At 39.0% G+C, this 22,441-nt stretch carries 18 protein-coding genes; 6 read left to right on the top strand and 12 right to left on the bottom strand.

Annotated elements, in window-relative coordinates; all coding sequences use genetic code 11:
• Positions 1-150 precede the first annotated feature (150 nt).
• The 3 genes from IH598_00750 (at position 151) to IH598_00740 (ending at position 5,952) form a co-directional block, all read left to right on the top strand.
• The gene (locus tag IH598_00750; GenBank protein ID MBE0637031.1) at positions 151-1,926 is read left to right on the top strand and encodes a hypothetical protein; all 1,776 of its coding nucleotides are present in this window, start codon (positions 151-153) and stop codon (positions 1,924-1,926) included.
• Positions 1,927-2,129: 203 nt separating this feature from the next.
• Entirely contained in the window at positions 2,130-5,063 is a 2,934-nt protein-coding gene (locus tag IH598_00745; GenBank protein ID MBE0637030.1) for an insulinase family protein, read from the top strand.
• 160 nt (positions 5,064-5,223) lie between these two features.
• Entirely contained in the window at positions 5,224-5,952 is a 729-nt protein-coding gene (locus IH598_00740) for a hypothetical protein (GenBank protein ID MBE0637029.1), read from the top strand.
• A 36-nt stretch (positions 5,953-5,988) separates the two neighbouring features.
• On the opposite strand, the gene IH598_00735 is transcribed toward IH598_00740, so the two are convergent.
• Positions 5,989-6,468 carry an FKBP-type peptidyl-prolyl cis-trans isomerase gene (locus tag IH598_00735; protein ID MBE0637028.1) on the bottom strand — a complete coding sequence of 160 codons (480 nt, stop codon included), beginning with the start codon at positions 6,466-6,468 and terminating at the stop codon, positions 5,989-5,991.
• 288 nt (positions 6,469-6,756) lie between these two features.
• On the opposite strand from IH598_00735, the gene IH598_00730 reads away from it, so the two are divergent.
• A complete protein-coding gene (locus tag IH598_00730) occupies positions 6,757-7,413 on the top strand; it encodes a hypothetical protein (GenBank protein MBE0637027.1) in 657 nt (218 codons plus the stop codon).
• Positions 7,414-7,799: 386 nt separating this feature from the next.
• Here the strand turns inward: IH598_00730 and IH598_00725 are convergent, their stop codons facing one another.
• The 11 genes from IH598_00725 to IH598_00675 all read right to left on the bottom strand — a co-directional run bounded on the left by IH598_00725 (position 7,800) and on the right by IH598_00675 (position 15,440).
• On the bottom strand, positions 7,800-8,936 hold the full coding sequence (locus tag IH598_00725; GenBank protein MBE0637026.1) for an AAA family ATPase: 1,137 nt from the start codon (positions 8,934-8,936) through the stop codon (positions 7,800-7,802).
• Positions 8,937-9,599: 663 nt separating this feature from the next.
• Positions 9,600-9,914: a hypothetical protein gene (locus IH598_00720; GenBank protein ID MBE0637025.1), complete on the bottom strand. Its 315-nt coding sequence runs from the start codon at positions 9,912-9,914 to the stop codon at positions 9,600-9,602.
• A gap of 171 nt (positions 9,915-10,085) precedes the next feature.
• Positions 10,086-11,627: a peptide MFS transporter gene (locus tag IH598_00715; GenBank protein MBE0637024.1), complete on the bottom strand. Its 1,542-nt coding sequence runs from the start codon at positions 11,625-11,627 to the stop codon at positions 10,086-10,088.
• Between the two features lie 216 nt (positions 11,628-11,843).
• Positions 11,844-11,939: a zinc-ribbon domain-containing protein gene (locus IH598_00710; GenBank protein ID MBE0637023.1), complete on the bottom strand. Its 96-nt coding sequence runs from the start codon at positions 11,937-11,939 to the stop codon at positions 11,844-11,846.
• Between the two features lie 30 nt (positions 11,940-11,969).
• Positions 11,970-12,143, bottom strand: a complete 174-nt coding sequence (locus tag IH598_00705) for a hypothetical protein (protein MBE0637022.1) — start codon at positions 12,141-12,143, stop codon at positions 11,970-11,972.
• 95 nt (positions 12,144-12,238) lie between these two features.
• Complete coding sequence (locus IH598_00700; GenBank protein MBE0637021.1) at positions 12,239-12,703, bottom strand: hypothetical protein; 465 nt, start codon at positions 12,701-12,703, stop codon at positions 12,239-12,241.
• 129 nt (positions 12,704-12,832) lie between these two features.
• Positions 12,833-13,351, bottom strand: coding sequence for a hypothetical protein (locus tag IH598_00695; protein MBE0637020.1), 519 nt, complete (start codon positions 13,349-13,351; stop codon positions 12,833-12,835).
• A 120-nt stretch (positions 13,352-13,471) separates the two neighbouring features.
• Positions 13,472-13,930, bottom strand: a complete 459-nt coding sequence (locus IH598_00690) for a hypothetical protein (GenBank protein ID MBE0637019.1) — start codon at positions 13,928-13,930, stop codon at positions 13,472-13,474.
• A gap of 76 nt (positions 13,931-14,006) precedes the next feature.
• Positions 14,007-14,144 carry a hypothetical protein gene (locus IH598_00685; protein ID MBE0637018.1) on the bottom strand — a complete coding sequence of 46 codons (138 nt, stop codon included), beginning with the start codon at positions 14,142-14,144 and terminating at the stop codon, positions 14,007-14,009.
• A 257-nt stretch (positions 14,145-14,401) separates the two neighbouring features.
• Positions 14,402-15,226 carry a CPBP family intramembrane metalloprotease gene (locus IH598_00680; protein ID MBE0637017.1) on the bottom strand — a complete coding sequence of 275 codons (825 nt, stop codon included), beginning with the start codon at positions 15,224-15,226 and terminating at the stop codon, positions 14,402-14,404.
• A gap of 76 nt (positions 15,227-15,302) precedes the next feature.
• Complete coding sequence (locus tag IH598_00675) at positions 15,303-15,440, bottom strand: hypothetical protein (protein MBE0637016.1); 138 nt, start codon at positions 15,438-15,440, stop codon at positions 15,303-15,305.
• Positions 15,441-15,684: 244 nt separating this feature from the next.
• On the opposite strand from IH598_00675, the gene IH598_00670 reads away from it, so the two are divergent.
• Both IH598_00670 and IH598_00665 read left to right on the top strand, forming a co-directional pair.
• Entirely contained in the window at positions 15,685-16,329 is a 645-nt protein-coding gene (locus tag IH598_00670; protein MBE0637015.1) for a hypothetical protein, read from the top strand.
• 75 nt (positions 16,330-16,404) lie between these two features.
• On the top strand, positions 16,405-22,440 hold the full coding sequence (locus IH598_00665) for a CHAT domain-containing protein (GenBank protein ID MBE0637014.1): 6,036 nt from the start codon (positions 16,405-16,407) through the stop codon (positions 22,438-22,440).
• Position 22,441 lies beyond the last annotated feature (1 nt).

The raw sequence follows: 22,441 nt of genomic DNA, 5'->3' as shown, positions 1-22,441 counted from the left end.
AACATTGATGGTCAACAAGGAAAATTCATAAAACCGAACGGAATTGCCTTGGGATAAAATTCTTCTGCTTCATTTTTACCCTAAAACTTTCCATTTACTACTTCTCTCCTCTTTCCTTTTTATCTTTGGCGCCTCAAAATTCTTCATCCAATGAAATTATTGACACTTGCAACCACTGCCATGCTGGTTTTGCTGACCGCCTGCAACCTTCAAACAGAAGGCCAAGGACAATCTCTTTTTGAATTGCGCTACGAGCAAAATGAATCGGTTACCTACCAGGAAGCCATTACTTTTTATACAAAACTGGCTGACCATTATCCTGAAGCAAAATTGATGACCTACCAAAATACAGATGTTGGTAAACCGCTTCATCTTTTTGTGATGGACAAGGACCGGAAATTTGATCCTGCATCAGCAAAAAAATCCGATAAACGGATCGTACTGATCATGAACGGGATTCACCCGGGAGAGCCGGAAGGGATTGACGCCAGCCTGATGTTTGCAGATGACATACTCCGAAATAAGGATGAAATGCGACAATTGCTGGAACATACTGTAATTTGTATTATCCCGGTTTATAATATCGGGGGGGCGTTAAACCGAAGCGCTTACCACCGCACCGGGCAAACTACGCCAAAAGAGGCAGGTCATCGCGGAAACGCCAAAAATCTTGACCTCAACCGTGATTTTGTCAAAATGGACACCCAAAACGCCTGGGCTTTTGCTCAGATTTTTAGAACCTGGCAGCCCGATGTTTTTCTCGATACCCACACCACCAACGGTACCGACCACCCTTACGTCATCACCCTGATTCCATACCAGCCCGATGCTTTACCTGAAAATCTTGCGAATTTGTATCACGACCACATGATCCCATTCCTTTATGAGCAGATGTCGGAAGCAGGTTATGAGATGATCCCCTATGTTGACTATTGGAATACTACTCCAAAAGATGGTATCAAACTCAACCCGCAAACCCCGCGTTTTTCAACCGGGTACACAGGTCTGTTCAATACAATGAGTTTTATGACCGAAAACCAGATTTACGCTGACTTCCCCGACCGTGTGATGTCGGTGTATCATTTTAAAAAAGCGCTGGTTTCGTTTACCAATTCAAATAGTACCGAGATAGGTAAATTGATCACAGATGCAAACGAGTTTACCAAAGACCAGAAAGAATTCGTTGTCAAATGGGCCGCTGACAGCATCAACTTCAGAATGATCCGGTATAAAGGTTACGAAGGAGAAATAGGGATAAGTCCTGTTACCGGTATGCCTCGTTTTGGGTTCAACCGCTCGAAGCCTTACGACACCGTTATTCCATACTACGATCGACATTTGCCCGAAAAAATAATCACCTCACCGGAGTATTATATCCTTCCACAAGCCTGGGAACAAGTGTCGCAGCGGTTGCAACACAACGGGGTCAAAATGCTTTGCTTCACAAAGGATACAGTGATCACTGCCGAAAGATACATGATCAAAGAGGTGAAAACCAATACTTACCAAAGTAATTGGCACCGAAATCATAATGAAGTTACTTATGAGGTCAAAACTGAAAAGGTTCAGGTGTGGGAGGGCGATTACCTGATCCCGATGGATCAGCCGGCCAACCGCTACATTCTGGAAATGCTCGAGCCTGACGCACAGGATTCTTTTTTCCGGTGGAACTTCTTCGATCCCATCCTCGAAGAACGGGAATATTACTCTTCTTTTGGGTTTGAAGAAAATGCACTCCGTTACCTGGACGAACATCCTGATTTCAGAAAGCAATGGGAAGAAGCCATCAAAAATGACACTGCACTTCAAAAGAGTCACCGCGCTCAACTAGGTTATATCTACCACAACACCGAATGGGCTGATAATGTGACACGCAGGTACCCGGTAGCGCGCGTGAAGGAAAAGCAGCAACTTCCGGCCAGGTAGTGCATCCCGTTTTTTTTAATCCTTGAGAACTTGTTGGGAGAAGATCTACCAATAACACAGATTTGTATAACACAAAACAGTATAATACAAAACAGTATAATACAAAACTGTTTTACTAAAAACCAGATACAACAATTGTATTGTGAAAAGGATTAGCTTTGCACTACAGAAGTTCCTCATTTAACAATCAAAAAACATTTTGAATGAAAAAAGCTAACCTCCCCCTGTCAGGCATTTTTACAGCAGCAATGCTGTTTTTACTCGTGATTTTGCCCTTTACCAAAAACGGATTTTCACAAACCGAAAAACCTGCCTTAAAAACTGAGATTTACAAACTCGACAACGGGCTGACCATTTATCTGAACGAAGACCCTTCGCTCCCAAATATTTTCGGAGCGGTGGTGGTAAAAGGGGGCAGCAAGCGCGATCCCTCCGAAGCCACAGGCATAGCGCACTATTTCGAGCACATCATGTTTAAAGGTACCGACCAGATTGGGACACTCGACTTTGCCACCGAAAAAGTATATCTCGATAGTATTGCTGCATTGTACGATGAACTGGCTGATGCCAGCGAAGAAGCTGACAAACTCAACATGCAGCGGGAAATCAACCGCCTTTCGATCAAAGCGGCTGAATATGCCATCCCCAATGAAATTGAGAAAATCCTCGGCGAAATGGGCTGTGCTTATCTGAATGCCGGCACAGGAAATGATGGCATCGCCTACTTCAATGTGCTGCCTGCCAACCAGGTCGAAAAATGGCTCGAAATCTATTCACATCGCTTTATCAATCCGGTTTACCGGCTTTTTCAGTCTGAGCTCGAAACCGTTTACGAAGAGTACAACATGTACAGCGACAACCGCTTTGCCACTGCTTTCGAGGAATTTACCGCTGCTTTTTACCCCGATCATCCTTACGGGGTGCCGATCCTTGGTTATCCCAATCACCTGAAATACCCATCCATGAAAAAAATGCACGAGTATTTCGAGACGTATTATGTGGCAAACAACATGGCATTGGTGCTTTCGGGAAATTTTGACACCGATGCCATCAAACCATTAATCTCCAACTATTTTGGCAGATGGAAATCTGGAAAAATCCCTGAAAAACCATCTGCATGGAAAATTGAACCGTTTGAGGGAAGACAGTTTGTGGAGCAAAAACTTACACCCGTGAAGTTCGGCATCAGGGCCTATCGCTCAGTACCTCAAAACAGTAAAGAGAGCGTGGTGCTTAATATTGTAAATGCCTTGATGTCCAATGAATCACAAACCGGTTTACTTGACGAGCTGGTGATGAATAATAAGTTGATGATGGCACAGATGATCAGTGATCGCCGCACAGATGCCGGCGGCGAGTACATATTATTCGTACCAAAAGTAGTCGGGCAATCATTGAAAAAGGCGGAGGATCTTATCGGGAACAAGTTGAACGATTTGAAAGCAGGTAATTTTGATGAATCCCTCCTTGAAGCCATTAAAACAGAAATCATTGTTAATTATCAGCGAAATTTTGAAGACCAGTTCAATCGCGGTTATATGATGATTACAACTTTCATGACAGAAAGTGAATGGGAGGATATGATTGACTACCCTAATAAAGTCAAACAAATCACAAAAGCTGATGTCCTGGCAGCTGCTAACAACTGGTTTGGAGAAAATTACCTTGCTTTTCATTCTAAAACGGGCCTGCCAAAGAAGCCTCAGCAACTCAAACCTCCATTTGAAAACATTCCGGCAAAGAATACCGGAGAGAAATCGGCATATGCTAAAATGATTGAAGAGATGGAAGTGCCTCTGTCAGTTCCACAATTTATCGAATTCGGGAGCCCGCAGCAAAAAACGAAAGATGTAACTGTGACCGACATTACATCATTGACCCATCTTTTCCATGTCGAAAACAAGGTAAATGACCTTTTCGACATTAGCATCGATTATGGAATAGGTACGTATGAAATGCCGATCCTGAATCAGGTTGCCGAATATATGTACCTGGTGGGGCCTGAAGGTTTAAGTTTCGGGGAATTCAAAAAAGAGCTTCAGTCATTAGGGGGCTCCCTGTCTTTCTATGCTTCAAAAAACGATTTCACGGTGGAAATCAGCGGCCCGAAAGAAAACACCAAACAAATACTCGATCTGGCGGCCAAACTTTTGGATAAGCCTGACATTGACCAGGAAAAAATCAAAAATCTTTACGAATCGGCAAAAACATCAGATAAGATCAACAAAAAGGACCCGGAAACACTCGGTTATGCGCTCTATTCCTTTGCAGTATTCGGGGATAACTCACAATTCCTGAAAGACCTTACAGCCAAGGAGATTAAAAGTCTCCAGGCCTCGCAACTTACGGATGCATTAAAAACCGCCATGACCTTTGAAACTGCAATTCACTATTCCGGAACCCATGCTGCTGAGGATGTAGCCTCCATTCTTGCTGATCATTTAAACTTTAAACAAATTAAGCAAAAGAGCAAATCACCGGTCAGAAATGTTTACCGTGACTTTAGCGAGCCCATGGTGTTTTTCCTCGACGACAAAAACGCCATCCAGAGCAAGGATTATTTCTTTATCAAAGGCGATAAGGTAACTGAAAGTGACAAACCTTTGCTGAACGCTTATTACGAATACCTCGATGGTGGTATGTCGAGTGTGATGTTCCAGGAAATCCGTGAATTTCGTTCATTGGCCTATGCCACCGGCGCCAGTGTTTATGAGCCTTTTTATCCTGATGAGGAAACCACACTGACCAGTTTTGTGGGGACTCAGGCCGATAAGACACAGGAAGCTATCCAGGTGATGCACCAAATCATCACCAATCCACCTGATCAATCCGACCGTATTGACATGCTACGCCGTGCGCTTGTGCAATCCATCAACAGTAAAAAGCCCCCGTTCAGACAAATATCTTATCCGGTGGCTCAATGGACTAAACAGGGATACAATTCTGATCCGCGCAAAGAGTGGGTAAAAAAGTATGATTCAATGTCGTTTGAGGATATTGTCAATTTCCATAAAAATCAGTTCTATCAACAACCGGTCATTACCACTATCATCGGCAATAAAAAGCGTATCGGCATTGAATGGATGAACGACTTTGGTAAAGTGACTGAAGTAAGGATGCAGGATATTTTCCGGTAACTACCTGCCAGGGATTCTTCAACAGTTGAGGTCTTTTATAAAGTAAGAAACAAGAAAAAACAATTAAATAAAAGATGCTGTCTGAAAAGTCTGTATTAACCCGAAACGTTGTAAATCCAAATGAAAGACTTTTGAGACAGCCCCGATTAAATCACGAACTATGATCAACCCGACAGAAATAATCCGCCAAATCACCACAGCACCAACTAATGAAATGGATAGAGAATTTTTATTGAAGCAATATCCCGATCCTGTTGCAAGATTTTTCCGATATCATCTGCCTGAAGGTATTCCTGATTCAACACATGCCCGAGTTCCACTGAAAGGAATCATCAAACTGGTAAACTGGGCCAATTTCAGTTCAACGTTGTATGCCCATCCATTTGAGGGATTTTTATGGCAGGCCAGGGTGATGATGGGAATTTTACCTGTGAAGGGTTTTGATTATTTTCACAGGGAACAGGGTGCGATGCAATGGTCGCTCTTTAATGTTATCCCAGTAATGAAAGCCATCGGCGAAGATGTTAGTCGCTCAGCCGAAGGCAGGGCGAGGATGGAACCGTTATTTGCTCCCCATTTGCTGATTCACCCGGCGATCAAATGGGAGGTTATTTCAGAAAATGAGATAACAGCATCCTGGTTAATTCACCGGGAGGAACAACCTTTGCACCTGATCCTTGGAAAAGATGGAGCATTGAAATCCGCCTTCATCCAGCGTTGGGGAAATCCCGGCGGAGTAAAAGTATTTGGGTATCATCCTTTTGGGGTTAATATCGAAGCCCTGGTAAAACACGGAGGAGCGCTCATTCCAGGCAAAGGCAATGCTGGCTGGTGGTTTGGAACAAATCAATACAACGATGGCGAGTTCTTCAGGTTTGAGGTGGGTTGAATACCGGCCGAATGAAAAATCCGGGAACAAAAGAAATTACAAAACCGTCACCAGGTCAATTTCGAAGATCAGCACTGAATTGGCAGGAATTGATCCCGTGGCTGAGGAACCATAACCAAGCGCAGACGGAAGAAAAAATGTCCCCGATCCTCCTTCTTTCAACATAGGTATCCCGATTTGCCACCCTTCGATCAAATTCTTCAATGGAAAAGTAACCGACCCATTGGTTGTCTGATCGAAAATTGTCCCATTTGTAAGGTAGCCTTTGTAAAACACTTCCACCGTCGAGTTAATGGTTGGCTGTTCTCCCGTCCCTGCATCGGTGATCAGATAATACAACCCGGATTCGTGGCGCTGAGCTTCAATGCTGTTTGCGGCAAGGTAGTCCGCAATGATCTGTTCATCTTTTGCAGCCTGTTTAGCAGCAGTGTCATCATCTTTTTTGCAGGCTGTAAAAATCAGGATACCTGCCAGGAAAAGCCAAGCTAATTTTGCAGAACGGTTAATCTTATTCATCATCGGTTCAGGTTGTAAAATTTTAGTTGCAGGCAAAATTAGATTTTTTCTGCCAATGCTTTTCGGTTCTTATTTTGAACAAAGCTGCACTTTGACTGGGAGAAAAATTAGCTTAAAAATAAATTAAATACATAGTTTCTTCGAAGTTAATTCGTATGTAAAACGTAATTATTACATTTAAAATTGAATAAAATATAATTAAATTACGTTTTAAATTAAAATTATATTACTTTTATCTCCGGATTTCAACCAGGTTTTTCACAAGCACAAAAAGTAAATAATTCGATTATGGCAAGAGCAAACACTGGAATTTTGGGTGATTTTAGCGGCCGGATAGGCAACATTGTGGTTTACAAGCTGAATGGTAAAACGGTGATGAGAATGAGGCCTTCGGGAAGTAAAAAGAAGGCTACGCCCGGGCAACAGCAGAGCCGGGATGATTTTTCACATGTGATGAAATATATGCAGAGGTTGAAAGATGTTGTCAATACAGGATTTTATGATGTAACCGAAGGCCGTTTTGCTTTCCATTCGGCGCTTTCAGCCAATCTGAATGCATACAGACTGGCTGGAAAACCAGCAAGTGCAGAGTGGCTGAAGATCAGTGAAGGAGACAGGTCAGGCGCACAAGAGGTGCAATTGGAACAGTTTGAGGATGGAACTTTTAAAATCACCTGGGGGCAACCTGAAGAAGGAAAAAAATGGTCGGCCACTGATCGCGTGGTTTTGGCAATAGTAAACAACACCGGAAAGCGCATCAGCTTTACCCCAAAACAGTCAGTGCTGAGGAATCAGGGTGGAATTACATTCAGCTTACTTGATGCGACACCAGGAGACGAACTCCACTTTTTTATCTATTTTCATGATGCTGATGGCAGCCTTCGCAAAAAAGACAGGCGTAACGTTTCACCCAGCCAGTGGGTTGGAAAAGTGGTAACAGGTTAGGCAAATCGCCAGAATAAAATTACTACAGCTTAGAAGCATTATTCATCTTTAAGATTGAGAAATTTTTGTCAGTTGACAAATGGCTAAATGGAAGAGGAACAGCAATGGGTGTATGTACTGTATGCTGCGCAAGGGAGATCGGGCTGTTCATGCCGTATGAAAAAAGCATTGAAATCTGTATTTGATTGACAATCCAATTGGTTTTCAGCTGTATTAGAAAAAACTTTCGCAACAACTATCCGGCTTTCATGTGAATTTGATTAAACCAAAAAATCAAAATTTAAAGAAATCAGTTTGCTCCCGGCCGGGAAGATTCTTAAAGTAAGAGACTCAAATTTTCCGACGTGAAATGACACAGACATTTTTGTCTTACCGTATCATTCCAATCATTCGAGCCTCCAGATAATGCTTTCCGGGGTTTCAAGGGACAAACTGATCTTACGCATTTTGCCATGATTGGAATATGCTTCAAAGCATGCATCTTCAATAAGTACCAATAACGCGCTTTTCAATCCGCGGGCGCCTGTTTCTAACTTAAAGGCATCACTTACTGTTTTATCAACCACCCTCTCATCAATATTTAAAGTTAAGTTCTGAATCCGAAGTTCTTTCTCGTATTTCTTGATTGTATTGTAAAGAAAAATCTGTTTCAAGTCCGATTTACCCAATGCTTCAAATGGGAGTATCCTTGAAAAACGTCCAATTAATTCTGGCATGAATCCATAATTCTCAAAATTTGCTACTGCATCAAAATCTGTTCTTGAATAACTCACTGCGATATTTGTCTTTGCGGTTGTTTTAGATACTTTATTCAGAAAGCCAATACGTTGATTTAGTTGATTTATAGAGCGTTTGAAACCTGAAAATGCACCACAGGCAATAACAGGAATGTTTTGAGTACTAAAAGTAAGTCTGGGGCCAGAGGACATGTAGGTTGTTTCAAGTGGAACATCAAGAACTGTTGACTCCAGTATTTTCAGTAGTTCCCTTTGAACACCAATACCTGTTACATCCTTAGTGGTACCCGCCCCGGCAAAGACTGCAGTGTTCTTTGATGAACTTAACTTATCGAACTCATCAATGCAAATAACGCCTATCGAGGCTAATGCCGGACTTCCGGCGGTATGGATAAGCCTGGTGATTATGGTGTTTAAATCTTGTCCAACGTAACCTGTTTCTGAGTAGGATGTAATATCAATGCTAACATGGGGCAAGCCAATCACTTTGTTAAACAGTAAGTCAATCAAATAAGTCTTCCCACAACCTGTTGGCCCAATTAAAAGAGTATTCTCCTTCGACGGTAATTCATCCGCAGGAACTCTGTCAAGATACAGTTTTTTTAGCCTGTTAATGTGACGATAAGCCATTAAACAAATTGATTTCCTGGCTTTTTCCTGACCTATGTATCCATTTTTATCAATGATTTCGTACATTTCCCTTGGTGTCATAAAGTGTAAATGATTCAGGAAGTTTATAATTACGAATTCAGGGTCTTCTTCTATTGGGTTGAATATTCTATGCATTACTGATGTTTTGATTTATGGAACATACATTAGTTATCAATAGCTTTCGTTATAATTAGAACATTTTCAAATGGTTACAATTCTGTTCTTTGAAATTTTGTAAGTTTTGGTTGTTAAATAGGGGCTGCTGATAAACATCTAACTTTATGAAAACTAAAAAGATACTAATCATTTTTCAAAAACAAATGCAAGGAAATCAAGGAAAAGGCTGAATAAACCTTGCATTTAATATTGCGGTGCGCTGCACCTTTTATCAATTTTTGTTTGATATTTCTACAAAGATTTAGGTGCGCTGCACCTGACGCAATAGCCACAGCGTGGCGAAATATTGGTAGAACAAAGGATTGCAATGAAGTTCAATAGGTGCAGAGCACCGTAATATTTTCTTTCAGAATGGGCATTTGGGGTTTATCAGCAGCCCCTAAATAGCTGGTTTAAAGTTTCTATGTCAAAAATAAAATAGCTGTGCAAAAACGTATTTTCCTTGATTCATAACTTAGATTTGTTTGTTGGCAAAACTAAATTCAAATCGTTTGAACTCTAAAAAGCGCCACAACCCGTACTATACAACAATTTCAAAGAACTATTCTTTTAACATCAAAACGGAATTGATCTAATAATTTTTCTGGCTTTGAACAAAATTTCTTCGATTTCTGATCTGAACTATTGTGACATGTGATTTTGAACCTCCCTGCATTCCCCAGTCCAGCCACATTCAACATCTTCAATCCAGGATTCGACTGTTACTCCAGCTTCGAAACGGCGGTAATACCTTGTTTCGATCTTGAATTTTCCTTCATTTTCACCGGCTTTGCTATTTACCGTGCAAGGTGGATTTACCCTCCACTCGTAGTGGGTTCTTAAAAGGTCATAATGCACGCCATCAATTCTAAGGTCATTTGTTTGTGGTTTCACACTGAAATTTGCAAATGCCAGGATTATTAAGGCGATTGTCGAAATTTTTGCGATGATTTTCATGATTTGTAAATTTTAAAGTGTATCATTTTTATTAAATAGGTGAAGTTCATTATCAACTGTATTGCTATTATATCAGGCATTTTCATGCTATTTGTGACTGTTGGGGAAATTAAAAGAATGCCCCCGCGAGCCGAAACCCGCAGGGAACATTCAGGTGAGAAGGGGTGGGAGTTAACCATTTTGATCTTCGGAGACGACCTTCTTAAGACCAGGAAGGAGAATTATCAGAATGATGACCGCAACCATTGCCAGGCCGGCATTGGTCAGGAAATAGAAGGCCTTGTTGGTGTAACCATCCCACATACTTGCCATTACACCGGAAAGCTTATTTCCGATTGAAGTTGAAAGGAACCAGCCCCCCATCAAAAGAGATGTGTACCGCGCAGGACTGAGTTTTGAAACCAAAGACAAGCCCATTGGGCTTAAGAACAGTTCGCCGACTGTGATGATGCCATAGGTAGAGATGAGCCACAAAGGACTGGCTTTTGTCGCGCCATTGTTGCTTACTATTACTGCCACCATCATAACCAGAGCCGAAATAGCTGTAATCCCCAGACCCCATGCAATTTTTACCGGTGTAGAAGGTTCTTTATCCCTTTTTCTCAGAATTCTGAAGAATCCTACAATCAAAGGGGTGAGAAAGACAACAAAGCCCGGATTGACGCTTTGGAAGAGTTCAGCGCTGAAGAACTTTTGGCTTCCATCAGATTGACTTAATGAGAGCGCGTCTGTAATCCCAGTCAAAAGCGCAGGTACGGTGCGATTGGTGAAGTCTTCTGCCCACAATGTTAACGCTGAGGCGTTTTGATGAAAAACAGCCCAGAAGATAATGACCACCACAAAAATGGTCATCAATGCTCTAATCTGTCTTTGCTCTTTGAATAGAGGTGCGTTTTTGTAAAGACTATAGAAGAAGAAAACCACCGGGAAGCAGAAAAACAAAAAGGCATCGGTTGAAGATGTTCCTAAAAAAGGGCCGCCAATTAATAATGGCGGAACAAACCAACCTACAGCCGCCAGGGCAAATGCAGGCAGAAGCATCTTGCCAAGTAATCTGATCAATTCTCCATTCCCATTTACGTCGCGCTGGATGGTATCAACACGCTTTAATTCCGTGGTAAACAACTGGCTTGACCAAAGGAAAGCCAGTCCGGCAAACATACCGGCGCCTGCTGCCATGAATGCCCATCCCCAGCCATAATTGATCCTCAGATAGGCTGCAAAAAAGTTGCATAGAAAGGCTCCGATGTTGATGAACAGATAGAAGATATTGAAGCCGTCATCCTTCAGATGCTTGTATTGTGCTTTTTCGTAAAGCCTGCCAACCAATGTTGAAATGTTTGGTTTAAAAAAGCCATTTCCCAAAATGATGAGCAGCAATGACAAGTAAAAGAAGGTTTGGTTGTGGGCAGCCAGGCCAAAGTAACCCAGTCCCATAAGGATACCGCCAATGGTGATGGACCTGCGATAACCCAGCACCCTGTCTGCCAGCATACCACCAATGAATGGCGTAAGGTAAAGAAGAGCGAGGTAGGTGCCCATGATATCGGATGCATTGGCGTTGGAAAAGCCAAATCCGGGGAATTTGGCATTCTCGGGCGCGATCATGTAAAGCATCAGGATGCCCAGCATGAGATAGAACGCGAAACGTTCAGCCATCTCGGTTAAGCCGAGGATCCAGAGCTCTTTCGGGTGTTTTGAAAATGTTGACATCTGATTCTCCTTTCTTTTTAGTTAGTGTTAATGTTAAAGTTGCAAGTGCAGCTACACCCTAAAAAAGAAAAAGCCTCACGGTTTGTGACAGCTTGGAGAATGGAGACTTACTAATAAATAAACAATGAGTAATTTCAGGACATTACATAAAACTTTTTTTTTATGCTTTCAACTTCAAAAGAGCTTCAAGCCGGTTGAATTTACTAAATTTGGTCATCAACGAAGGAATAACCCACATTCGGGACAGGTTTTGTAATTTTCATCTAACTTCTGTCCACAGGCGGGGCATTCAGTGTAGGTAACATAACGCACTTCGTTTTCGGGAGACTCACTGGGTTTTTCTTATTGAATAGAGTCATCGCTATCTGCCATTTTCAAATTATTTCCGGGAAAATCTTTGGAATTTTTACGCTCTTTGTTCAGCAGATGCTTTTGGTACGAGCGATAAGCGCCGATCAAATTCAGAATTGCAAATGCCATAAATAAAACTGCGAGACCTAAAGATGCTTTTTCCATGTGCGTAAACTAAAATTTGAAAAATCAGTTGATGTTTGCAAATTTACTTGAAACTTCCAATCCTGTCGCTTGCAATGATTATTTGCCATAGAGCATCAAACCTCTTCTGATGGTTTTTGATCCTCAGCCGACATGGTATTTAAGATAGCGGCCAACTCGTCCATTTTTGAGCCAATTTCTTCTTCATCCCAACCCATAAAAGTCATCTCCCACATACAATGAGCAATGATTTGTGGCTCAGAATAATCTTTCAAAGTGTCAGGATCAATTTCACAGCCCAGCCAAACAGCCCAGCGGGTAAACTCCATTATAGTATAGCGGGTTTCTGGGGTTCCATCTTCTGAGATAACTTCAACTTTACCTTTCACGTCAACAAAATCATTTTTTTCTCTTTTTTCAAAGAAAATTTTCCAATCAGATTCATATTCTTTCCAGAAATGGAGTTGATAAAACAGTTCTTCATAGGTTTGAATCGCATCAATCACGTCGGGATAGTACTTAAGAAGCTGATCCTTTACTTCATCCCATTGATTGCTGCAAATTAGTTGTTTTAAAGTCATACTTATTGTGTTTTAGTTGAATGTTGTTATTAGACTGGTTATTATTAGTTCAATTAGCAAAGCGGTAAAAAGAGGCTGACCTTTTGAGACAGCCTCTTCATTGTAATTTGAAGTATTAAATTGATGGAACTATCTTCCTCGACTATTGAATCTATCCCAACTACTACTGCCACTAGAACCACTACTGCCGCTACTTTTACTACTGGATTTGCCATCCGATTTCTCGACACTCGAGGCAGATGTTTTCCCATTATTGTTAGAACTCGGTGTATTAGTACCCTTGTCTTTTGACGAGCCTGACGATTTGCCATCCGATTTCTCGCCACTCGAGGCAGATGTTTTCCCATTATTGTTAGAACTCGGTGTATTAGTATACTTGTCTTTTGACGAGCCTGACGATTTGCTATCACAATCTCTTGCTGCCCTTGAAGCATCATAAACATCCAAAACACGATTTGAATAATCTAACTCACCATTACTACGATCGCTGTGGACTGATCTGGTTGTTTCTCTCGCTCTGGAGGCTGGTTCAAGAACTTTATCCACCCAGGTATCACACTTCTTATCAGATGATTGTTTATTGCTTTGAGCTGCTAAATGGGTTACATAAAGAATAGAAAAAATAAATACTAATGCAATTGTTTTCATAAAAATTTCCTTTTTAAAAACTTAGATAAATTATTTCCTTTTCAGCCCTTTTTTGGCAACGGCCTTTAGTTGAAGCCCGGTAGAAGGTAACCCTTGGTTGCCAACTCCCGCTATGTTAAGTCAAATGAATTTCATTGACATACCTCCTTTCAAGTAAGAATCAGTAAAACTACCATCAAGAATTTCATTGTTAATTTTTTGTTCGCATTTGTCTTTTTGCCCTTGCTTTATTCCCTCAAGATAGCCAGATAAATACTGTGAGGATAAATTTGTTAACGATAATTTATCACAGTATTTGTATGGATCAATACTACAATCAATTTGATTGCCAATAAAATAACCATCCATATACCCAAGCCGAAAGTCATCATAAAAAGCCACAAAGTCAAATTTTCTATGATTGGGGTCACTCACATCATTGTAACCGCAAACAGAAAGTACTCGCCACTCGTACCGGGTTCCTACAACTTCGTAATTAACGCCATCTGGCTGCTTCTGGAGGGATTGCGCCATCAGGTTATTGCCTGCCATGGCCATAAAAAGAAATCCTAAAAAGATGAACATTAATAACTTTTTCATAATTCTACGTTTTATTGTTAATTGTTTAATATGTAATTAGATAGCTTTTTGGATTGAGATGCATTCAGGCGGGTCTTTATTCATGCTTCCTCCTTTCTTTTTGTGGTGATTGATTGTTGTCAAGTCTCTTTTCAACCCATGCAGCCAATGCTGCTATAGTGATGCTGCCTGCGAGTGCCATAAGTCCGATAATGATTTCAAAATTTGTCTGCATGGTGTTGTTGTTTGCTATAAAAAGGAATTGATCTTGCATTTGTGACAGCAGGCGACATTTGGCTTTCTGATATTTAGTATCCCATCAGTTCCTCGTGTGCTACTTTTTTTATCGCCTTTAGCCCGTTCCATAATCCTTTCATTTATTGCGTGGTTGTTATTCATAATGCCTTCATTTATCCAGGTAAATTGCATCCAAAAAAGCGCTTCACATTTTTGCAATGCTTTGGGTCTGATCCGGATTTTGATACAGCCTTATCAGCTCCGAAATTTGTAATTGATACGATAATAAATGTTACCCGGCTGACGATTAGCAGCATTCGTCCACAGGTTGCTTACATTTATCCTGAATCCGCTCCGCTTACCCCGCCTTATCGTCAGAAATACTGAAATAGCAATGGTCAATGATTTGAAGAAAATAGTATAAAAATCTAAAAAGTCAACTCCTATAAAGTCAAAGAGGCGCCCCGGCAGGTTCATAAGGATGTGCATAAATATGGGAACCCAAAGGTTGGTGTTCCACTCGATGTAAAGCCAGGATAACCAGAGCGCTACCAGGGTGGTTACCAGGAATATTATGAGCTGCTGAGTAATGGTGCTTCCCTGGTAAGTATGTATCATGCCAAAAAAAATCGCTCCCAGGATTCCCGCCGGGATGAATCCCCATCCGACTTTTCGAAATAAAATCCCAAACAGAAAGCCTCTGAATAAATATTCCTCCATAAGCCATCCAAAAGGCAGTATTCTTAAATGGTCCATCCATTCGGTTTTCATCTTAAACCCGGCAATTATCCCTAAACTCATCAGCATAGCCCACCCAGTTATAGCTGCAAACGCCAGTCCTTTCATCGGGTTGCGATTGAGTCCCAGCACTGCGGGCAGATTCCTGAATCCAAACAGCAGGCCTGTAATCAATAGGGTTGGCGCCGCCCACCAGGCAAAAATCCAGAGCAGCCTGAGTGCATAATTACCTGTGATAGCAAACCTAAATTCCCCCGGATAAAAGTCAAAGCCACAATAAGCTGCCAGGAAAGTCAGGAGGATGATGAACGAACGGATTGTAGTGGGATTTTTCAGGTTCATAATTGTACATTTTATTGTTAATCATTTAATATGTAATTACATAGCCTTTTGGATGGAGATGCACTCAGGCGGATATTTATTCATGCTTCCCCATTTCTTTTTGCACTGTTTCTTGGTTGCCAAGTTTCTTTTCGGCCCAGGCTGCCAATGCTGCCGTCGCGATGCTGCCTGCGAGCGCCACAAGTCCGATAATGATTTCAAAGTTTGTCTGCATGGTGATGTTGTTTGCTGTTAAAAGGAATTGATCTCCATTTTGTGACAGCGAATTCAACTGCCTTTGAGATACATTGAACTCCATCAGTGCCCCGGACGCCGATTTTATTTCTCTCCATCAGTATCATAAGGAATCCTTCCAATTTTTGTGATAATAAAAAAGTAAACTGATACAGTTGTATCTGAAAAATTTCTATTTTTACACTTGCAAACTCTTTCTCAACACTTCTTCTAATCAATTGTTTATGAATTCGTTACACTTTTCCAATTCCGAAAGAGACAAAGTAAAAGAGTACTTTGGCAAATTGCCTGAGGAGTTACTGGACCATGAATTCGAACAGCGGCTCAGAGAGCTAAGGGCAACCTGGCACCCCGATAAATTTGAAAAATTCGGCGACGAAACTGTGCGGCTGCTGGCCACAGACAAATACAAGGAAATTGAACTCCTGGCCGATAAAATCCGCACCCACCTGAAAAGTAAAAAAGATCCAATCAGTACTTCGGTACCTGTTAATAATGCCAACGAAAAGTATGCCTACAACAGGCTGAAAATTGAGATCATTACCCGCGAAAAAGATCTGAAGTATTACCTGTTTGGTACGCACTACCGCTGGCTCGAAAGAGGCGACAGCTACCGAATTAAGGGAACCGATGCCAGCATTGTGATTGACGCAAACTATGCCAACCGCAGCATCGGTTTTACCGAAAGCATTAAAATGTACCTGACTTTCACTGAAAATGATTCACTGGAAATTATAATGATGTGGCTCTTCAGCAAGATACTCGGTTATGCTACCCAGGTGCTGATCGAAGGCAAAGCGGTGCAGGTTGACTACCCTGACCTGATGGCTGCCGTAAAAGCAAAAACACTGTTGAGGCTGAATGGCTAAAAATCAAAGAATTAAACATGAAATTCATTTATTCATAAACAACAAATCCCCAAAACAATGAAAAAGTTATTCCTCATGCTCTTTCTCTCCTGGATATCAACCCTCTTATTCAGCCAGAATGATCTGTTTGATGCTATGAAAAGAAATGACTTTAAACAAGTTAAATACCTCTTTACAAATTCAAATCATTTATCCTACGAGAGGGACTCTTTAAAGAATTCAGTTTATTACTTTCTATGGGAAAACCTTCAGAAAGACAATAATGAACAAGCTATCGAAATTGACAAATGGCTTGCTGTGTTTGTAAAAGGCTGTTCAGACGAAAAGGTAAAATCTATGTATTACCTCTCAAAATTACAACAGATGAACACCAATTCTGAAGATTTGACACTTACTGAAGCCATCTTTAATCAAGCAATCAATGCAGAGCGAAACTTAAATGATTCGATGCACCTTTATGAGACTTATTATCTTTGGGGAAGACATTTAGCAAATGAATATTTCAAAGGAAATCAATATAAAACAAGAGAACAAATCAATAGTTTACTTAATTCATCGATGAACACTATCCCCTCCAATAAGGACATAGATTCATCAAATTGGGTTAGAAGTCTTGTTATTTTTGAGATGAGTAGGTTATCATTAAATGCATCATTAATTGATAGCGCTGATTATTATCATAGTGTAAGCCTACAGTATTTGAATTTATGCAGCAGAGATAATGAGGATTTAATAATAAATATTATTTCTCTGGAAATTGATTTGCATTATCTGAAAAAATTCATTAGTTCAAGCAAAGGTGATTCAAAAGCCCAAATACTAAGTATTGAAAACGCTATTGTAAGCTACAAAAAGTACTTTGAGTTGGAAAATGATCAAACTATAATTTCAAATTCATTGCTTAATTGCGCTGACCTTCATATTGAGCTATTTAACATTACAGAACAAAATAATGACAAGCTATTGCATGATGCATTAAAATTTAATCAAGAAGTTAAACCAACACCACAATTAGAAAATAGAATCTTCTACCAGCGGGCACAGATTTTTCATGCACATGCGTATTTTGCAATAAAAAATATTAAATATGATCAAATCTTAGGTTATTATGATAGTGCACTAGTATCAAATTTGAAACTGAATCCATCTAACGTAAACGAAAGAATTGAGACCTTTAATCAACGTCAGAACATTTATGGTGATATTGCATTATATTACGTTTCTTTTTCTAATCCTGACTCAATCATAAAATACCTGGATGAAGCAATCATGGTGAACCAACTGATTGAACCTTTAATTAGCGAGAAGTCTCAAATAGAAAATCTTTTATACCAGAGAAAAGATTTACTATTGTGCAGAACATATTATCAACAGCACTTTAAAATAGAGCAATACCTCAATGAAGCTAATAATCACTTTAACAATAACTATTTCGACACTGCAATTAATATAGCAACAAATGCGCTTGAGTTAAACCAAAACAATATCTATAATAATAATGCTGAGAAGATAAAGAATTTGGATCAAAGATTTAGAATATACAAATTTCTTGGTCTTTGCTATGCAGCAATTGGCTCGGATACAGCAAACCGTTTAGCAATAGATAATTACACTCATGCATTAAAGCTGCTTGAGATAGCAATCAATGAGATTGGCCTTAACGACCAAATTTTTATCGAAACGCTTAACATTCTTGGAGAACTCACTAAATGCTATGGAAATATTTGGGAATGGGATGATGCATTACAAAAAAACAGGGAGATAGAGGAATTGCTTTTATCGAATCCCAATAATATTTTGTCAGATAATGACCTTTATCAGCATCTTGCCTTTACGTATAATACCCGTGGTAATATTTACCTTAATTTTCATAAAAAAATGGTATTTAAGATGGATGAACTGAATTTGGCAAGGAATGAATACTATAAGGCCTTAACAATTATAACAAAGGTATCACCACAAACTGAGCAGAAGTTGATAAATGAAATGAATTTATTTAAAGACATGGCTAAATCATTTAATTTAAATACCTCCTCAGAAGAAGCCAATAAAATGAGCGAAGAGAAGAAAAAAGCCTTTAGTCTAATTGCTATTGATAGCGCATTACTTTATTCAGGCAAAGCAATAAAAACCCTGACTCTGATTGCAGAAAATTTTGGCGTAAATACGTGTATGTTAATACAGCAGGAGTCGGAATTAAATGATTTAGGATTAAAAAGTAATACGATAAAGGCATCTTTAAATAGTGATTGGAATCCAGTATATGAAATAATTGATGGTCTTTTATCTAAAAATAATGCTCTCCTCCATAAGTTTTCAATTGCGAAAGATGAACAAAGTTTGAATTGCTTGTTAGAACAAAAATTTGGTCTAAATATTAAAAAAGCATTCACCAAGCGTATTGAGTTTGTAGATGCAATGTACCAGCAAACGTATGATTCAAAGTATTTTGATGGCCTTTTCTTGCAATCTGGTGTTTTTCTTGATTCTGCCCGGCAGATAGCTGAAAAGTTGAACAGTGATTGCATTTGGTTACACTACCATTTTAATAGAGCTGATCACTATCGCATTAAAATTGAAAATCCAGAACTGATAAGTGAAAATTACCAAACCTGCTTTGCAAATGCTATGAATGAATGCGATACCGCATATCAGCTTATTTTGAAGCTAAAAGATCAAAATTTTGGCGATCATTGTTTAGCTGATAAAGGTTTATTTTATTCCTTTTACATTGATCTACTTACAGAACAACCGGACACAGAACATTTACAACAAGTATTGCAAACAGTGAAAACTGATATGGAACTGGTATTTTATTACTTTTTAGAATTAAGTTCTAATTTTCGTTTGTTTGATACGTGCTTTAGAAAATATTTGAGTACTAATAACGAAATAGATAAGCAAATTGCAAACAAATATCTTGGTAACTTCAAATTCTTTCATGATAAGTATGTGTCAGAATACCCTGACCTTTATAATCAAAGAACATTTGGATTTATTGATTACTACGATCTAATTGCCCGGTATTATGATGTAAATGATGATTATAAGAAATTGTGGGATTATATTGTTCTAATTGAAGATGCAATTGAGAAATTTGATAATGCATTGCAAAACATTGGTTATTATGAGGATAACCACAATGAAAGGAGAAGAAACTATAAAAATCTTGGAGTTCGTTTAATTCCTTTGGAATTAAAAATTTATTATTTTATGGGCGTCAACAATTTTAACGAGGTTGTGAAGCAGCAAAATGTATTGGAAGCATATGTAAGAGACAGTTTATTTAACCATGAAACCTATTTGAACAGACAGGATTCTTTAAATATTTATCTAAAGCTTTCAAAATCTTATGTAAGGCTAGCCAGAGCATACTATAATCTTGAAGATTATGAGACTTCAATTGAATGTCATAATAAAGGAGTTCAGTTCGCCAGTTTATCAGAATCAAAAGAAGAACTCTACTTCAGTTACATTTCGATGGGACTTGCACTAAATAATTTAAGAAAATATGATGAAGCAATTCAAACTTATAGAATGGCTAATCAACTGGCAAAAGAAATTGACACGACCGGCTGGAATATTGCTTACACTTATGAAAAACTTGCAGAACAATGCGAATCGCTTGGACACATTTATAATGCAATTTACTATGATAGTGCAATTTATTATAGAGATCGTGCAATTGTTTTTGCCAACAAAGACGAATCTGTCAAATTTCACCTTATGTGGAATAAATGCAATCTATTTGCTGAGATCGGTCCTTATGAATCATACAAAGATTCCCGAGACTCGCTGCAAAAGTATTTTGATAGCATTACTTTTGATAATGTGATAGACCGCGCTGAAAAATTGGAAACTTTAGCCGCCATTTTTGAGTATTGGAGTATTAATGATGGAAATATTGATATTGATGAAAGACGTGAATCGCTTGCCAAAAGTTCCCATTACTTGCAACTTGCGAAGGATATTTATGACTCACTACCGCTGGTTTCACGAAGTAATGGTCTAAAATGGACTTTATTTGGAATTGATTTCATGAAATTTAAACTATCCGATTTGATGCAATTCGAGATAAAATATATTACCGATGATAAGTTGAATGATGCTCTAAAAGACAGCTTAGGGTTAGATAAATTCCTAAACTACAAAATAACTATTAATAATCGCATCTTGGAACAAGATATCATTTTGAATTCAAAACTACATAATATTTCTGATGAGAATTTTGGTTTAAATTATGGCTCAGAAGGTTATTCTTTTGAGAATATGATGCAAAAAAGCTTGCTGCTTGTGCTAAATATGATGTTAATAGATGATTTGGACTATGAGCAGAAGGATTCTGTTTCTAAAGTGATTAATGAACTTGTTTATAAGAATGTTTTATTGATGAAGAAAACCACTTCTGATAGATCATATCGGTTAAAACAAGTCATATTTGAGTCGGGTGATGAGGAATTGGTAAAAATTTATGAGGATTATCGGAATGCGGAAGTCAACTTTTATAAGTACCTTCAACTTGGAGCTGATGCCTATAACTTGAGGAATTTTGATAATATTCAGACTTTCAATGAAGTTAAGAGGAAATTTGCTGCCATTGGGCTCGAAACTAGAAATATGAAAGAACAATATTTGGATTCACTCGCACAAAATGAAAATCTTTTGTTAAAAAGACTCATGGAGACAGGGCTGAATGAGAAATTTAAAACGCCCGACTTCAATCAGTTAAGGAATGTTTTAGAAGAAAATGAGGTTGCCATCGAATTTGTAGATTTCACCTTAAGTGATCAGGAAATTGCTAATTGGAATACTATTGATTTTAGAAACAATGCAAGTTTAAATAACCTTGCTGATGTATTTACCAATGATACAATTTATGCTGTATTAACAAAAAAGGAATGGGAGTCGCCCCATTTTATTCCATTATGTAGAAAGGTTGATTTATGGCGTTTTGAATATTTGATCTCCTATCATTTGCATGATAAGGTTGAAAGGATATTGAGCAATCTGGCTGGAATTGAATATATAGCTGCGATTGACAGTTTAAAAAAAATTGATGGAACCATTAGCCAGTATCTTCCTCAAATTATAAATGAGCGTTACACCGGTATTGAGAAATTCACAAAGCATAGTTTATTCTCACTCCTGTGGGAGCCATTGTTAGAATATCTTTCTGAGGACGATACCATTATTTATTTTTCACCATATGGCGATCTTAACAGTATTACTTTTAATGCCATTAAAAGGCAGGATGGGTCTAATCGCTTTCTGGTTGACGATTATCATCTGATCAGAGTAAGCAGCACTGCGGATATTATTGCTCTTAAGCAAGATGAGCACAAGAAAATGGAAATAAATGAAATGCTTGCATTCAGGGACATTGATTATGGTGAATCAAGCGATATGAATGATATTGCAAAAATTGATAAGGGCAGAGGCCAGGCAGGTATAGAAAATATTTGCGGTTTTCCTCCATACAAGTTCAAAGATTACAATGATTATCAAACTGATTCACTGGGCAATTTATTTAAGAAATCGTTGACAGCTCAAGATGCAACAAAAGAAAACTTTGTAAAATCTATAGCTCAAAATCGTCATCTACAACTTCTATTGATTGCTACGCACGGCTATTATTACAATTGTCCGGAAATAGACAGTATTAACAATGTGGCGATTCAAGAAAAAGACAACAATCAGTTTATTGACCCACTATCAAAAATTGGATTGGTCTTTGCCAATGCCAACATAAAATCCTTACCATCTGAGGATTACATCATAAATGGCGCTGAAATATCGAATTTGGCTTTACCAGGCAACGAGTTGACTATTTTGGCCGCCTGCGAAAGTGGTTTGGGTGATAATCTTGGATCGGAAGGGGTTTTTGGTTTTCAACGCGCCTTTAAAAACGCCGGAGCAAAATATGTGATGAGTTCATTATGGAAAGTTGATATTGATGCATCAAATAAGTTTCTTTCGATATTTTTAAAAGATTACCTTGGCGATTCTTCAGATATCCATAAATCATACAGAAAAGCTTTGCTCGAAATGAGAAAAGATGAGTACTACGAAGAAAATCCATTTTACTGGGCGGCTTATGACTTGTTTAGATGAT

This window comes from Bacteroidales bacterium (genome assembly GCA_014860585.1).
In the GTDB taxonomy this organism is placed as follows: domain Bacteria; phylum Bacteroidota; class Bacteroidia; order Bacteroidales; family 4484-276; genus RZYY01.
The sequence above is the reverse complement of the archived record's forward strand: the minus strand, read 5'-3'. Positions and strand labels throughout refer to the sequence as shown.

Bases quoted from the DNA above. Each gene is read 5' to 3' on its own strand.
- IH598_00750 (MBE0637031.1), top strand. From the start codon at position 151: ATGAAATTATTGACACTTGCAACCACTGCCATGCTGGTTTTGCTGACC.
- IH598_00745 (MBE0637030.1), top strand. From the start codon at position 2,130: ATGAAAAAAGCTAACCTCCCCCTGTCAGGCATTTTTACAGCAGCAATG.
- IH598_00740 (MBE0637029.1), top strand. From the start codon at position 5,224: ATGATCAACCCGACAGAAATAATCCGCCAAATCACCACAGCACCAACT.
- IH598_00735 (MBE0637028.1), bottom strand. From the start codon at position 6,468: ATGAATAAGATTAACCGTTCTGCAAAATTAGCTTGGCTTTTCCTGGCA.
- IH598_00730 (MBE0637027.1), top strand. From the start codon at position 6,757: ATGGCAAGAGCAAACACTGGAATTTTGGGTGATTTTAGCGGCCGGATA.
- IH598_00725 (MBE0637026.1), bottom strand. From the start codon at position 8,936: ATGCATAGAATATTCAACCCAATAGAAGAAGACCCTGAATTCGTAATT.
- IH598_00720 (MBE0637025.1), bottom strand. From the start codon at position 9,914: ATGAAAATCATCGCAAAAATTTCGACAATCGCCTTAATAATCCTGGCA.
- IH598_00715 (MBE0637024.1), bottom strand. From the start codon at position 11,627: ATGTCAACATTTTCAAAACACCCGAAAGAGCTCTGGATCCTCGGCTTA.
- IH598_00705 (MBE0637022.1), bottom strand. From the start codon at position 12,143: ATGGAAAAAGCATCTTTAGGTCTCGCAGTTTTATTTATGGCATTTGCA.
- IH598_00700 (MBE0637021.1), bottom strand. From the start codon at position 12,703: ATGACTTTAAAACAACTAATTTGCAGCAATCAATGGGATGAAGTAAAG.
- IH598_00695 (MBE0637020.1), bottom strand. From the start codon at position 13,351: ATGAAAACAATTGCATTAGTATTTATTTTTTCTATTCTTTATGTAACC.
- IH598_00690 (MBE0637019.1), bottom strand. From the start codon at position 13,930: ATGAAAAAGTTATTAATGTTCATCTTTTTAGGATTTCTTTTTATGGCC.
- IH598_00685 (MBE0637018.1), bottom strand. From the start codon at position 14,144: ATGCAGACAAATTTTGAAATCATTATCGGACTTATGGCACTCGCAGGC.
- IH598_00680 (MBE0637017.1), bottom strand. From the start codon at position 15,226: ATGAACCTGAAAAATCCCACTACAATCCGTTCGTTCATCATCCTCCTG.
- IH598_00675 (MBE0637016.1), bottom strand. From the start codon at position 15,440: ATGCAGACAAACTTTGAAATCATTATCGGACTTGTGGCGCTCGCAGGC.
- IH598_00670 (MBE0637015.1), top strand. From the start codon at position 15,685: ATGAATTCGTTACACTTTTCCAATTCCGAAAGAGACAAAGTAAAAGAG.
- IH598_00665 (MBE0637014.1), top strand. From the start codon at position 16,405: ATGCTCTTTCTCTCCTGGATATCAACCCTCTTATTCAGCCAGAATGAT.